Source organism: Nonomuraea sp. NPDC003214 (genome assembly GCF_053590035.1).
Genome location: NZ_JBSFSX010000004.1, coordinates 1 through 12,640 on the forward strand (window position 1 = coordinate 1; position 12,640 = coordinate 12,640).

The window sequence follows — 12,640 nt, forward strand, 5'->3', positions numbered from 1 at the left end:
GCCAGGTGCACGGCTGGTTGGCTACGTTCGGAAGGGATAACCGCTGAAAGCATCTAAGCGGGAAGCTCGCCTTGAGATGAGGTCTCCCACCCCGTGAGGGGGTAAGGCTCCCGGTAGACGACCGGGTTGATAGGCCGGAGGTGGAAGCGCGGTAACGTGTGGAGCTGACCGGTACTAATAGGCCGAGGACTTGACCACAAAGCTAAAGTTCTGTGGTGTGTGCAGCGCTCCGTAACTCTTCGCCGGGTCCGGAGAAGCGCCGCATCGCAGAATACTTGCTCGCGTCCACTATGCAATTCTGAAACAACAAGCGGTTCGCTTGACAGTTTCATAGAGTTACGGCGGTTATGGCGGGAAGGAAACACCCGGTTACATTCCGAACCCGGAAGTTAAGCTTCCCTGCGCCGATGGTACTGCACTCGGGAGGGTGTGGGAGAGTAGGTCACCGCCGGACAATCTTTCAGAAGAAGGCCCCGACAAGCTGATTGTCGGGGCCTTCTTCGCGTTCCGAAAAGGGCCTCCGGCACTGCCGGGGGCCCTTTCGCGTTGTGGAGGGCTGCTCTGTCAGGTGTTCTTCTGGCGGAGCACGAACACGCCCCAGCCCAGATACTGCCGGCCGTACTCGAGATGGGACCGCCTGGCACGGTTCAGGAAGTCGCGCACGGCGGCGTGGTCAGGATCGGCGGGGTTGTCGCGCAGCCAATCGCTCAGCGTCCACCACTGGCTGGCTGCGTACCGGTCCCAGTCGTCCTGATTGGAGAGAACCATGTCCAGCAGCTCGAACCCGGCGGCGTCGAACACCTCCTCCGTTTCCGCGAGTGAAGCGAAGCTGCCCATCGGGACCTGCAGAGACTCGTACGCCTTCTCCGGCGGTGGGGAGATCCAGTAGCACTCGCCCACCAGGGCGAGGCCGTCGCGGCGCAGCGGGCGGCGCATCAGGTTCAGCGTGCCGGCCAGGCCGCCGCCGATCCAGGTGGCCCCGATGCAGGACACGATGTCGTACGTCTCGGGGGTGTCCTCATACGTCCCGGCGTCGGCTTCGACGAAGCGGACGCGGTCGGCCACGTCCAGTTCGTTCACGCGGGCTCTGGCGGCGTCCAGGAAGACCTTGCTGATGTCGACGCCCACGCCGTGCAGGCCGTACCTGGCGGACCAGGTGGCGAGCAGCTCGCCCTTGCCGCACGCCAGGTCGAGCTGGCGCGTACCGGGAGTGATGCGGCACATCTCGCCGAGCTGTTGAAGTTTGAGCTCGTTGAGCGGGTTAAGGATGTTGTGGCGGGATTCGGCGATCTCGTGGAAGCGCAAGGACATGCGGAGAGTCTGCCCAAGGGGGCCGCCTGCGTGCGATCGAATATGTGTCGGCCAAGGGACACGGTGTGGCTTGCTACGCTTGAGGGTACCGGGCCACCCCCCACGGGTGGCCTTCGTCGCGTAAGGCCTTCGACAGGCGGCGACCAGCCACGGCGGACCGCCGTACAGGGAGCAAGGGTCCGCTGAGTGAGCCAACGAAATGGACCAGAAGTGAACAGAGATAGCGGATCGGACGGCGGACAGCGCGAGCGCGGCGACTACGGGGAGAGGCGCTCAGGCGGAGGCGACAGGAGCGGCGGGCAGGGTTCCCGCGAACGTGACTCCCGGGGCGACCGTCCGTTCCGCGCCGATGCCGATAGATCGCGGTCGTATGGCCGGGACAACCGGGATGACCGTGGCGGCCGTCGTGACGACGGCAGCAGAGGACCGCGCAGTGAGGACCGGCGGCCTTACCAGGACCGCAACTCGGGCGACCGCAGGTCGTGGGACGACCGCGGCCCCCGCCGCCCGTTCCGGGAGGGCGACGACCGGGGTCCTCGGCGTGAGGGCGGATACCGTGACGATCGTGGGCCGCGTAGCGACAGCGGTGGTTACCGGGGCTCGCGGGATGGTGGCGAGCGCCGTCCGTTCCGCGACCGTGACGATCGCGGTCCGCGGAGCGACAGTGGTGAGCGTCGTCCCTTCCGTGACCGGGATGACCGTGGGCCGCGCAGTGACAGTGGTGAACGTCGCCCGTTCCGTGACCGGGATGACCGGGGTCCGCGTCGCGAGGGCGGGTTCCGGGATGACCGTGGGCCGCGTTCCGACAGTGGCGGCTACCGGGGGCCGCGTGACGCCGGCGAGCGCCGTCCGTACCGCGACCGCGATGACCGTGGCCCGCGCAGTGACAGCGGTGAGCGTCGCCCGTTCCGTGACCGGGATGACCGAGGTCCGCGTAGCGACAGTGGCGAGCGTCGCCCCTTCCGGGATCGCGATGACCGGGGTCCCCGTCGTGAGGGTGGATACCAGCGGGATGACCGGGGTCCTCGGCGTGAGGGCGGGTTCCGCGATGACCGTGGGCCGCGTTCTGACAGTGGTGGTTACCGGGGTTCGCGCGATGGCGGTGAGCGCCGTCCCTTCCGAGACCGGGATGACCGTGGCCCGCGCAGTGACAGTGGCGAGCGTCGCCCGTTCCGTGACCGCGATGACCGGGGTCCGCGTAGCGACAGTGGCGAGCGGCGTCCGTTCCGGGATGGCGATGACCGTGGCCCTCGGCGTGAGGGCGGATACCGTGACGATCGCGGGCCGCGCAGCGACAGCGGTGGTTACCGGGGTCCGCGTGACGCCGGCGAGCGTCGCCCGTTCCGCGACCGCGATGACCGTGGCCCGCGTAGCGACAGTGGCGAGCGTCGTCCCTTCCGTGACCGTGACGACCGGGGCCCGCGTAGCGACGCCGGTGAGCGTCGTCCGTTCCGTGACCGGGATGACCGGGGTCCGCGTCGCGAGGGCGGGTACCGCGACGACCGTGGGCCGCGTAGCGACAGTGGTGGTTACCGGGGCTCGCGCGATGGCGGCGAGCGCCGTCCGTTCCGCGACCGTGACGACCGAGGCCCCCGAAGCGGTGGATACCGGGACGACCGTTCGCGGCCGTTCTCGCGTGACGAGCGGCCGGGCGGCACCCGGGCGCGGTTCGGCAGGCCGGAGGACGAAGCCGGCGCTCCGCAGCGCGAGAGGCTGCCCGAGGTCGAGCCCGACATCACCGCCGACGAGCTCGAGAAGGAAGTACGCGAGGAGCTGCGTTCCCTGCCCGGCGACCTGGCCGAGCTGGTGGGCAGGCACCTCGTCGCCGCCGAGCGGGCGCTCGAGGCGGACGACCCCGACAAGGCTCACGAACACACCAAGGTGGCCCGCCGTTTCGCGGCCCGCATCGGTGTCGTACGGGAGGCCGCCGGCATCGTCGCCTACCGTGCCGGGCACTTCTCGGAGGCGCTGAGCGATCTGCGCGCCGCGAGAAGGATGACCGGTTCGGAGGCGTACCTGCCGGTCATGGCCGACTGCGAACGCGGGATGGGCCGGCCCGAGCGGGCGCTCGACCTCGTACGTTCGCCCGAGGCCGAACGCCTCGACAGGGCCGGGAAGATCGAGCTGAGCATCGTGGAATCTGGCGCCCGCCGGGACCTCGGCCAGCACGACGCCGCCGTCATCACGCTCCAGCGCCTGCCCGAGCTGCGCGACCCGCAGCCCCGGCCATGGTCGGCGCGGCTCGCGTTCGCGTACGCCGACGCGCTGGCCGAGGCCGGACACCAGGAGGCGGCCACCGACTGGTTCGGCCGGGCGATGGCGTTCGACGAGGACGGTGAGACGGACGCCGCCGAGCGGTACGCCGAGCTGACCGGAGCCGTCATCGAGGACGTCGAGGAGGAGTTCGACTACGAGGACGACTTCGACGACGCCGGCGCGGCCTCGGACCAGCCTGAGGAGGACGACTCGCCCGACGACGCCGAGGCGCTCGCCGAGGCGGGCGACCTGCTCGCCACCCCGGAGGCCGAGACGGTCGATGCCGAGCTTGAGCACCTGAGCGAGGCGCCGGACGAGGACGCCGATGCCGGGCAGTCCTCGGCGGAGACGGCCGCCGTCGGCTCTGTCCTGGATGATGCCGATTCCAGGGACGCCGATGAGGCGGCTGACGGGTCGGCCGGTGCCGACCGCGAGACGTCCGAGGAGGTGGGTGCGGCCGCGAGCGCCGAGTCTGCCGACGTGATCCAGGACGCCGAGCCGTCGCCGGAGCCCCGGGCAGCCGAGGATGACTCGGACTCCCAGGAGCCCGAGTCGAAGCAGGAGGCCCAGGCTTCGAAGCAGGAGGCCCCTAAGGCGGAGGCCCCGAAGGCGGGAACTCGTCAGGCGGAAACCCGCCCGGCGGAGGCTCCGAAGGCGGACACCGGCTCCGAGCCGGTGAAGTCCGGTGATTCGGCCGCCGTGGCCGGTATCAACCCTGCCTTCATCGAGCCGGACTTCGGTGACGACCTCGACGAGGGTGACGAGGCCGACGAAGCGGCCAAGCGCGACGAGTAACACCTTGTGCGGGTACGGGTCCCGTACCCGCACAAAAAATTACGGTGAGACGCGGTCGAGCCAGTGGAGGATGCCCGCGACGTTCGACGGGGCGCCGCTGAGGAGCTCGAAGTGCTCGGCCGTCTCGTCGTCGGCGGCGAGCGCCGTGTAACGCTCCTTGGTGCGGTCGCGGACCATGGCGACGGCGTGGTCGAGATCCATGCCCTCCGCGTGCGCCTGCCGGGTGAGATCAACCCAGATGCGCAGTTCCTCCGCCGACCTTTCGAGCGTTTCCTGCACCGCGTCGACGGGCCCGTAGTGGCTGAACAGCAGCCGCTGCGGCCCCAGCGCCTCGAACAGCGCGATCGAGTCGAGCGCGGTCTGCAGGTCGAAGTCCGGCGGTGGGGTCGCCGGGCGCAGGTCGCCGGTCTGCGGTAGGTAGACGCCGGCCGCGTCGCCGACATACAGGTCACCGGTGTACGAATCGATCAGGCCGACGTGGTGCTTGGCGTGGCCGGGGGAGTAGTGGCTGCTCAGCGTCCTGCCGTTGCCGAGGTCGATGGCGCCCGTGTCGCCCAGCGCGACGATGCGTTCGGCCTCAGTGGGGGACAATTCACCGAACAGCGTGTCGAGACGGTCTCCCCACACCATCCGGGCGCTGGCCATCAACCGTGACGGTTCGGCCAGATGCCGTGCCCCCTTCTCGTGGACGACCACCTGCGCGGACGGGAAGAACTTCGCGATGTCCCCCACTCCGCCCGCGTGATCCAGGTGGATGTGCGTGACCACGACCGTCGCGAGGTCGCCCGGCCCGACGCCGAGCGAGGCCAGCGCGTCGCGCACCACGGGCGCGGACGTGGACGTACCGGTCTCCACCAGGCATGGGCGATCGCCCAGGATCAGATAACCGGCGGTGATGCCCGAGTAGCCGGCCATTTTCGTGTCGATCTCATAGACGTCGCCGCCGAGGGCGGTGATGTTGTCCACAGGCAACTCCTGAACCGCGTCCGCTATCCCCAGAACGGCGTTCCAGCCGAACCGGCCTCGTCCTCATCGTAGAGAGTGATCCTCACCCGAACACCAATGGGAGGACGACTGTGGACCGTAACGAGGTCTTGCTGGTGGGCCGGCTGTCGGCGGGTGTCGAGGACCGCGAGCTGCCCAGCGGCGACACGATGACGAAGTGGCGCCTGCTGGTGCGCCGTCGCAGGCACCGGCGCCACGGCACGATGACCGACAGCATCCCGTGCGTCACGTTCGACGCCGAGGTGGCCGACCTGGTCCGGAGCCTCAAACCGCGAGACCCGCTGGAGCTCACCGGCGCCTTCCGCTGCCGCATCTTCGGACCGGCGCAGGCCAAGGTCTGGAGCTACGAGGTGGAGGTGTCGTCGGCCAGGGTCATCGAAGCCGACCCCCTGCCTCAGGAACCTCCCGAGCCGCCGCCACCGACCACTCCCCGCCCCGTGGCGGTCCTCGCCGAGACCGGCTGACCCCGCCACCCGGGTAGGCGGTCGCTGAGCCCATGCGAGCTGGGGCGCGCATGGGCCACTCGCTCCGTCGTGGACAGCGTGCGAGCCCGTAGAAGATGCCGCAACTGCAGGAGGTCAATCGATGGCGAAAGTCCTCAGGACGAGGCCCGTACGGGGCTTGGGGCCGAAGGAGGTGGATTTCCGGGGCACTCGTTCTCCACCGGCCGCGACCGCCAGCACATCGTCCACGGCCAGCGGCTTGAGGAGCACGGCGGTGCCACCGGTCTCGACCGCCAGGCGCAGAGCCGCATACGGGTCATGGTGCACGATCCGCACGGTCTTCTCGTCGTCCTGCAGCCCCCACACCTTGGGCAGCACGAACTGGGTGAGGATGGAGGTGTTCAGCGAGTTCCAGCGGTCCGAGCGGTCGGCGGGCATGGCCAGCGCGAGCTGCACCGGATCGGGATGGGTCAGCAGGTGGACGCCCTCCGCTCCGGCCAACAGGAAGGCCGGGTTCTCGGCGGCGTCGAGGGCGGCCATGCCCTCGGCGAGGTCCCTCTGGTCCTGAACCCGCCATGCGCCCTTGGCACGCGCGGCTGCCTCGGGCAAGGGGAGCCCGGGGATGACGCGGTGGATGGCCTTCAGGTCGGGCGGGTACGCGCGTGAGTCGACGAGCAGAGCCAGCCCGAAGTCCCACGGCCCGCCTCCGGCCCGACGGCTCAACGGGGACGCGCCGGACGACGGAACCTGACTTCCTGCGGGCTGGGGGCGGGTCGCGTGTTCCTGGCGCTGGAGTACGCGGTAGGTGGCGTATCTGTGGTGGCCGTCGGCGATCAGGGCCTGGCGGGCGTGGAGGTCGGCGTTGACGGCGTCGATCTCGGCCTCGTCCGTGATGGCCCAGAGGCGGTGCGTCAGGCCGTCCTCCGTATGGGCGGTCACCAGGGGCGGGCGGGTCGCGGCGACCTCGTCCACCAGGGTCGTCGCCGTGCCGGTGGCGCCGTCGTAGAGGAGGAAGATGGGCTCAAGGTTGGCCTGGGTGGTGCTCATCAGGGCGAGACGGTCCGCGATGGGGCCGGGCATGACGTCCTCGTGGGGCAGGACGATGCCCTGCGCGGGGTCCGCCAGGCACACGTCCCCGATGAGGCCGCGCTGCACGACGTGCTCGCCGCGCTGCTCGTACAGGTAGAGGGCGGGACGGTCGTCGACCACCAGGACACCCGAGGCCAGCCACGCCTGCAACGTGTCGCGCGCCTGGCCATAGCGGGCCGGCGGCGCTTCGCTGCTGCCGGCCTCCGGAGTGGCAGCGGCACGTCCGTGCCGTTCCGCAGTTGCGGGGCGTCCAGATGGTGGCTCTGCTGCAGGGCCTCCAGGCTGTGGCGCGGCGGCAGGGCGTCCAGATGGTGGCGCGGCTGCGGAGCCTCCGGGCGTGGGGGTGGGCTTTGAGGGCGCATGGCTGTGCGGCTGGGAATGTGCGGGTGGTGTGCCTGGGTTTGCCGGGGTACCGGAGGCGGGAGTGCTCTCGCCGGAGTGGTCAGCGGGAGCCGGCTGGTTGGCGTCTCCCGGGGGCGAGATGGGAAGGATGAGACGGACGACGTTGTAGGGATGGGAGTCCAGCAGCGCGTGGACATCACCGTCCGAGATCAGGTCGTACGGCGGGGAGGTCACCTTGGCGGGATCGTCGACGGCGAATCGTACGCCCCGGAAGGGGCGCAGTTCGAGACCATCCGGTATCGGCAGTTCGGAATTCCCCATACCGGGCATGCTGTCATAGACGTCCGTGTCTTTCCGTGGTCGCCCCGACGCTCCGCCGGTGCCCGATTCCCCAGCGAACCCGTCGATTGCCGATGAAGGAGAGCTCACGCAATGGTCCAAGGTGAAAACCCTCACGAAGATTCCCCGACGGGCGCTCCGAGGGGCGACGTTTACGACTGGTACCAGCGTGGAGTGAAGTTGCTCAAGGAAGGCAGCCCGGCGGCCGCGGCCGCGCTGCTGGAACGGGCGGCCGGTGCCGAGCCGGACTCCCGCAGCATCAGGGAGGCGCTGGCCAGGGCTCAGTTCAACTCGCGGCAGTACGCGGAGGCGGCCGACAGTTTCCGGCGGATCGTCGACGCCAACCCCGCGGAGGACTACGCGTACTTCGGGCTTGGCCTGTCGTTGTGGCGCACCGGTGACATCGAGGGAGCGCAGGAGCCGCTCGCGATCGCCGTGGCGATGCGGCCCGATGAGGGGCACTACGTGTCGGCGTTGAAGAGCGTACGGGCGACCCTCCGCGCCCGACGAGAGATGTGACCCCGCCCCGTCGTCAGGGTCCGTGCGTTTGTGTCCACCTCACCCTGATCACCGTCACCGACGCCAACGAGTGGATGGCCGGACGTACGTGGACAGGGCGGGGCGACCAGTGAGCGGCGAGGGGCGACGTCGCTGAGAGACCGGTGCATGCCGCAAGGACGCCTACCCCGGCGGTGCTGAGCGGCGGCGAATGGCGCTGAGGGCCCGGTGACCGGGCGGCGCGCGTGAGCCCACGATGGGCTGGCGCGTGCAGGCGAACCTGCGTGAAGGTCGCGCGCACAGTCGGGGGAGGGGCGCGTAGCCGGGTGGGATGCGTAGCCAGGAGGAGGGGCGTGGCCGGGGAAGGGGGCGCCGCTGCTGTGGGCCGTGTGGCGACCTGCTGAGCCTCCGGGGCAGGGGGCGGCCGGTCGGGCGGGGGCAGGCCGATGGCCGGGGGCTACGCGAGCGCACGCGGTCACGCCCGGGTGGCCGGTCGTGCGAGGGGCAGGCTCGGGGCTGGTAGGCCCGTCGAGGGCGGACCGGGCGGACCGGGCGATGGAGCGTATCGGGTGGACCGGGCGATGGGGCGAGTCGGGCGGATGGGGCGGTCAGGCGGGGATGGGCCAGCCGGTTGGGCAGTGGCAGTCGGTGGGGCACGGGGGGTGGTCCTGGGGCATACGGGGCGGTCGGGCATGGGGGAGGGCCGGGCTCCGGCAGCGTGGAGGTCGGGCACCGGGGCGGTTCGGGGCTTCGGCAGCGTGGGGGTCGGGTGGGGCATCGAGGCCGGAGTTGGGACGCGGTTAGAGTCTCACGGGATGTGGGTGGGCTAGGGGAATGAGGCATTGTGCTGATCGACGGCTATGACACCCTGCTGCTTGACCTTGACGGGGTCGTTTACCTGGGGCGGCATGCGGTGCCCGGGGCGCCGGAGGCGTTGGAGCAGGCTCGGCGGCGCGGGGCGCGGCTGGCGTACGTGACGAACAACGCCTCACGGACGCCCGCCGCCATCGCGACGCATCTGCGGGAGCTGGGGGTGCCGGCCGAGGCGGCGGACGTCGTCACGTCGGCGCAGGCGGCCGCGCGGGTGGTGGCCGAGCGGGTGCCCGCCGGGTCGAACGTCCTCGTGGTGGGCGGGTCGGGGCTGCGGCTGGCCGTACGGGATCGGGGGCTGAGGCCGGTGACCACGGCGGCGGCGGAGCCCGCGGCGGTGGTGCAGGGGATCGCGCCCGGGTTGTCGTACGAGCTGCTGTCGGAGGGGGCGCTGGCGGTGCGGCGGGGGGCGTTGTTCGTGGCGTCCAACGGGGACGCGACCATGCCGACCGGGCGGGGGGAACAGCCGGGGAACGGGGCGATGGTACGGGTGATCGCGCATGCGACCGGGGTTGAGCCGGTCTATGCGGGTAAGCCTGATCCGCCGTTGCATCGGGAGTCGGTGATCCGTACGGGGGCGCGGCGGCCGCTGGTCGTGGGGGACCGGCTCGACACCGACATCGAGGGCGCGGTGAACGCGGGCGTGGACGGGCTGCTGGTGCTGACGGGGGTCGCCAGACCGGTCGACCTGCTCACGGCGGGGCCGCGGCATCGGCCGACCTACGTGGGCGAGGACCTGGGGGCCTTGCTGGAGCCGTATCCGCCGGTGCGCGACGGGGAGTGCGGCGGGTGGCGGGCGCGGTGGGCCGGAGGGGCGCTGCGGCTCGACGGTGACGGGAGCCGTATCGACGGGCTGAGGGCGGCGTGCGACGCCGTGTGGGCGGCCGTCGGCGACGGCCGCGCCGAGGAGGATGCGGTCAAGGAGGCCCTCGACCGCATCGGCTGAGGCATCGGCTGACGCAGGGGCACACGAACCGCAGACCCATCAGGGCGGGTCAACCAGAGTGGAGCTCTGAGCGGCCCATGAGGGTGGGTGCTCAGAGTGGCCTACGAGGGTGGGTGCTCAGAGCGGCCTACGAGGGCGGGCCCACCAGAGCGGGCCCACCAGGGCGCGCCTACCAGGGCGCGCTTACCAGGGCAGGTGGGTCCAAGCGCGCGTCGGCGCAGGACCGGGTCGGCGCAGGCCGGGGCAGGTCCTGCGGGGCAGGCCCTGCGGGACGGGGCGAGGGTCAGGTCGTGCGGGACAGAGCCTGCCGGTTAAGGTGCGGGGGCAAATGGGGGCAGCGGGGTTAGAGGAGGCGGCGGAGGCGCAGGAGGTCGCCGAAGCTGGCGTCGATCTTGACGCGGCCCCCCAGCAGCGCGCGCGCCAGGTCGAGCTCCCCGTCGACCAGCGCGATCAGGTCGTCGGACACGATCGTCAGCTTGACCTCGGCCGGTTTGCCGTTCGCGGGCGGCTCCTCGGTGAACGGGTCGAGGCCGCCGTGGTGGAGCCGGCCGTAGAAGGTGACGTCGAGGTCGGACACCCGGCAGCTGACCGTGCGCTCGACCACGTGCTTGGCCCGGTCCTGCTCGTCGATCTCGTCGAACTGGGCGACGAGCTTGACCAGCGCCTCCCGGCACTCCTCGACGCTTGCCATGATCCGCCTTCCTTTCCTTGTCTTCAGGGTCCGTAGCGTTCCACATCGGAGCACCCCGTATGACCCTCCAACGTGTGACACGCCCGCCAAGGTGCCGGGCGCTCGCCCGAGGCGTTACCGTCGAGTCATGAGTGAGCTGCCAGAGGCAACCGGCGACGAGCGGGTCGACGCGGTCCTCGCGGATCTGGGCCGCCTGGCCGGGCTGCCGGTGGGCGAGCACGTGGCGGTGTTCGAGGAGGCGTTCTCCGGGCTGGAGGCCGCCCTCGGCGCCGTGGAGGCGCGGTGAGCCGCAGGGTCCGGCTCGACACCGAGCTGGTGCGGCGCGGGCTGGCGCGTTCGCGGGAGCAGGCGGCCCAGCTGATCGAGGCGGGCCGCGTCGCCGTCGGCGGCCAGCGGGCCGGCAAGCCCGCCACCCAGGTCGACACCGCCTCGGCCATCGTCGTCGCCGAGTCGCCCGGCGGGCCTGATTACGTCTCGCGCGGAGCGCACAAGCTGCTCGGGGCGCTGGAGGCGTTCCCCGAGCTGGACGTGACGGGGCGGCGCTGCCTCGACGCGGGCGCGTCCACGGGCGGGTTCACCGACGTGCTGCTGCGCCGCGGCGCCGCGCACGTGGTCGCCGTCGACGTCGGCTACGGGCAGCTCGCCTGGTCGCTGCGCAGCGACGAGCGGGTCACGGTGATGGAGCGGCTCAACGTGCGCGACCTCACGCCGGGCATGGTCGGCGAGGCGCCCACGCTGGTCGTCGGCGACCTGTCGTTCATCTCGCTGCGGCTCGTGCTGCCCGCGCTGGCCGAGGTCGCCGCGCCGCGCGCCGACTTCGTCATGCTGGTCAAGCCGCAGTTCGAGGTGGGCAAGGAGCTCGTGGGGGCCGGTGGCGTGGTGCGCGACCCGGAGCTGCGGGCGGGAGCCGTGCGGCAGGCCGCCGCGAAGGCCGGTGAGCTGGGGCTGGCGGTGCGCGGCGTGACCGCGAGCCCGCTGCCGGGCCCGTCGGGCAACGTCGAATACCTGCTGTGGCTGGGCAAGGGCGAAGGGGCGCCGCCGGTCGCCGACCTGGAGTCCGAGATCCGGCGCGCCGTGGCGGAGGGGCCCCAATGAGCCGGGCAGCGAGCCGGACCGTCCTGGTCACCGCGCACACCGGGCGGGAGGCCGCCGTGGAGAGCGCCAGGCTGGTCATCGGGCGGCTGGTGGCCGCCGGGCTGAGCGTCCGGGTGCTCGACGGCGAGGCCGCCGACATCGGGTGCGGCGGCGTTGACGTCGTGCCCGCCGAGCCGGGCGCGGCCAAGGACGCCGAGGTGATGATCGTGCTCGGCGGCGACGGGTCGCTGCTGCGCTCGGCCGAGCTGGCCAGGCCCGCCGGCACCCCGCTGCTCGGCGTCAACCTGGGCCACGTCGGCTTCCTGGCGGAGGCCGAGGTCGCCGACCTGGCCGCCGCCGTCGACAGCGTGGTCGCGGGCCGCTACGACGTCGAGGAGCGCATGACGATCGACGTGCTGGCCCGGCAGAACGGCCGCGTCATCGCCGACACGTGGGCGCTCAACGAGGTCACCGTCGAGAAGCGCGAGCGCATGCTGGAGGTGGTCGCCGAGATCGACGGGCGGCCGCTGTCGCGCTGGGGCTGCGACGGCGTGATCTGCGCCACGCCGACCGGCTCCACCGCCTACGCCTTCTCCGCCGGCGGCCCGGTGGTGTGGCCGGAGGTGGAGGCGCTGCTCATGGTGCCGATCAGCGCGCACGCCCTGTTCGCGCGCCCGCTGGTGGTCTCGCCGCGCTCGACGCTCGCCGTCGAGATCCTGCCCGACACACCCGTCGGGGTCCTGTGGTGCGACGGGCGCCGCCATTTCGACCTTCCCGCCGGCACCCGCGTGGAGGTGCGGCGCGGCAGCGAGCCGGTACGGCTGGCCCGGCTGCACGGTGTGGAGAGCACCGGGGCACCCTTCACCGACAGGCTGGTCGCCAAGTTCGAACTACCCGTCCAGGGGTGGCGCGGAAGGGTGCGACCCTGAGTGAATGGGGACGCGAACGCGTAGGATCGCATCCGCACGAGTGTTCGGAAAG

12 protein-coding genes and 2 rRNA genes are annotated in these 12,640 nt (G+C 71.4%); 9 read left to right on the forward strand and 5 right to left on the reverse strand.

Annotated features, from left to right (window positions below; all coding sequences use genetic code 11):
• Together ACWDXC_RS12410 and rrf are read left to right on the forward strand one after the other, a co-directional pair.
• A 23S ribosomal RNA gene (locus ACWDXC_RS12410) occupies window positions 1–198 on the forward strand; the annotation flags it as partial.
• 139 nt (window positions 199–337) lie between these two features.
• Window positions 338–454 (forward strand): 5S ribosomal RNA (rrf, locus tag ACWDXC_RS12415).
• A gap of 110 nt (window positions 455–564) precedes the next feature.
• Here rrf and ACWDXC_RS12420 read toward each other — a convergent pair.
• Window positions 565–1,311 carry an SAM-dependent methyltransferase gene (locus ACWDXC_RS12420; RefSeq protein ID WP_449981037.1) on the reverse strand — a complete coding sequence of 249 codons (747 nt, stop codon included), beginning with the start codon at window positions 1,309–1,311 and terminating at the stop codon, window positions 565–567.
• Between the two features lie 273 nt (window positions 1,312–1,584).
• Window positions 1,585–3,180 (reverse strand): hypothetical protein, encoded by a 1,596-nt coding sequence (locus tag ACWDXC_RS12425; protein WP_449981039.1) that lies wholly within the window; start codon window positions 3,178–3,180, stop codon window positions 1,585–1,587.
• Between ACWDXC_RS12425 and ACWDXC_RS12430 the strand changes: the two genes are divergently transcribed.
• Window positions 3,118–4,362 (forward strand): hypothetical protein, encoded by a 1,245-nt coding sequence (locus ACWDXC_RS12430; protein ID WP_449981041.1) that lies wholly within the window; start codon window positions 3,118–3,120, stop codon window positions 4,360–4,362. The two genes, ACWDXC_RS12425 and ACWDXC_RS12430, sit on opposite strands and share 63 nt — an antisense overlap.
• A 39-nt stretch (window positions 4,363–4,401) precedes the next feature.
• On the opposite strand, the gene ACWDXC_RS12435 is transcribed toward ACWDXC_RS12430, so the two are convergent.
• Complete coding sequence (locus ACWDXC_RS12435; RefSeq protein WP_357586617.1) at window positions 4,402–5,328, reverse strand: MBL fold metallo-hydrolase; 927 nt, start codon at window positions 5,326–5,328, stop codon at window positions 4,402–4,404.
• A gap of 110 nt (window positions 5,329–5,438) precedes the next feature.
• Here ACWDXC_RS12435 and ACWDXC_RS12440 point away from each other — a divergent pair, with 110 nt between their 5' ends.
• A complete protein-coding gene (locus ACWDXC_RS12440; protein WP_449981043.1) occupies window positions 5,439–5,831 on the forward strand; it encodes a single-stranded DNA-binding protein in 393 nt (130 codons plus the stop codon).
• Window positions 5,832–5,945: 114 nt separating this feature from the next.
• Here the strand turns inward: ACWDXC_RS12440 and ACWDXC_RS12445 are convergent, their stop codons facing one another.
• Entirely contained in the window at window positions 5,946–7,571 is a 1,626-nt protein-coding gene (locus ACWDXC_RS12445) for a DUF1015 family protein (protein WP_449981045.1), read from the reverse strand.
• Window positions 7,572–7,673: 102 nt separating this feature from the next.
• Here ACWDXC_RS12445 and ACWDXC_RS12450 point away from each other — a divergent pair, with 102 nt between their 5' ends.
• Together ACWDXC_RS12450 and ACWDXC_RS12455 are read left to right on the forward strand one after the other, a co-directional pair.
• The gene (locus ACWDXC_RS12450) at window positions 7,674–8,099 is read left to right on the forward strand and encodes a tetratricopeptide repeat protein (protein ID WP_219519537.1); all 426 of its coding nucleotides are present in this window, start codon (window positions 7,674–7,676) and stop codon (window positions 8,097–8,099) included.
• A gap of 823 nt (window positions 8,100–8,922) precedes the next feature.
• Window positions 8,923–9,894: an HAD-IIA family hydrolase gene (locus ACWDXC_RS12455; protein WP_449981047.1), complete on the forward strand. Its 972-nt coding sequence runs from the start codon at window positions 8,923–8,925 to the stop codon at window positions 9,892–9,894.
• Window positions 9,895–10,237: 343 nt separating this feature from the next.
• Here the strand turns inward: ACWDXC_RS12455 and ACWDXC_RS12460 are convergent, their stop codons facing one another.
• Window positions 10,238–10,585, reverse strand: a complete 348-nt coding sequence (locus ACWDXC_RS12460; RefSeq protein WP_364169904.1) for an SCP2 sterol-binding domain-containing protein — start codon at window positions 10,583–10,585, stop codon at window positions 10,238–10,240.
• Window positions 10,586–10,712: 127 nt separating this feature from the next.
• Here ACWDXC_RS12460 and ACWDXC_RS12465 point away from each other — a divergent pair, with 127 nt between their 5' ends.
• Genes ACWDXC_RS12465 through ACWDXC_RS12475 form a run of 3 tightly spaced genes read left to right on the forward strand, consistent with a single transcriptional unit; the run spans window position 10,713 to window position 12,588 of the window.
• The gene (locus tag ACWDXC_RS12465) at window positions 10,713–10,871 is read left to right on the forward strand and encodes a hypothetical protein (RefSeq protein ID WP_219509896.1); all 159 of its coding nucleotides are present in this window, start codon (window positions 10,713–10,715) and stop codon (window positions 10,869–10,871) included.
• Window positions 10,868–11,680: a TlyA family RNA methyltransferase gene (locus ACWDXC_RS12470; protein ID WP_357586626.1), complete on the forward strand. Its 813-nt coding sequence runs from the start codon at window positions 10,868–10,870 to the stop codon at window positions 11,678–11,680. The genes ACWDXC_RS12465 and ACWDXC_RS12470 overlap by 4 nt, the downstream gene beginning before the upstream one ends.
• A complete protein-coding gene (locus ACWDXC_RS12475; protein WP_219509898.1) occupies window positions 11,677–12,588 on the forward strand; it encodes an NAD kinase in 912 nt (303 codons plus the stop codon). Before ACWDXC_RS12470 ends, ACWDXC_RS12475 begins: the two co-directional genes overlap by 4 nt.
• Window positions 12,589–12,640 lie beyond the last annotated feature (52 nt).

What these genes read in the sequence shown, in the direction of transcription:
- ACWDXC_RS12460 (WP_364169904.1), bottom strand. Translation starts at nt 10,585, where the DNA reads ATGGCAAGCGTCGAGGAGTGCCGGGAGGCGCTGGTCAAGCTCGTCGCC.
- ACWDXC_RS12465 (WP_219509896.1), top strand. Translation starts at nt 10,713, where the DNA reads ATGAGTGAGCTGCCAGAGGCAACCGGCGACGAGCGGGTCGACGCGGTC.
- ACWDXC_RS12475 (WP_219509898.1), top strand. Translation starts at nt 11,677, where the DNA reads ATGAGCCGGGCAGCGAGCCGGACCGTCCTGGTCACCGCGCACACCGGG.
- ACWDXC_RS12420 (WP_449981037.1), bottom strand. Translation starts at nt 1,311, where the DNA reads ATGTCCTTGCGCTTCCACGAGATCGCCGAATCCCGCCACAACATCCTT.
- ACWDXC_RS12450 (WP_219519537.1), top strand. Translation starts at nt 7,674, where the DNA reads ATGGTCCAAGGTGAAAACCCTCACGAAGATTCCCCGACGGGCGCTCCG.
- ACWDXC_RS12445 (WP_449981045.1), bottom strand. Translation starts at nt 7,571, where the DNA reads ATGCCCGGTATGGGGAATTCCGAACTGCCGATACCGGATGGTCTCGAA.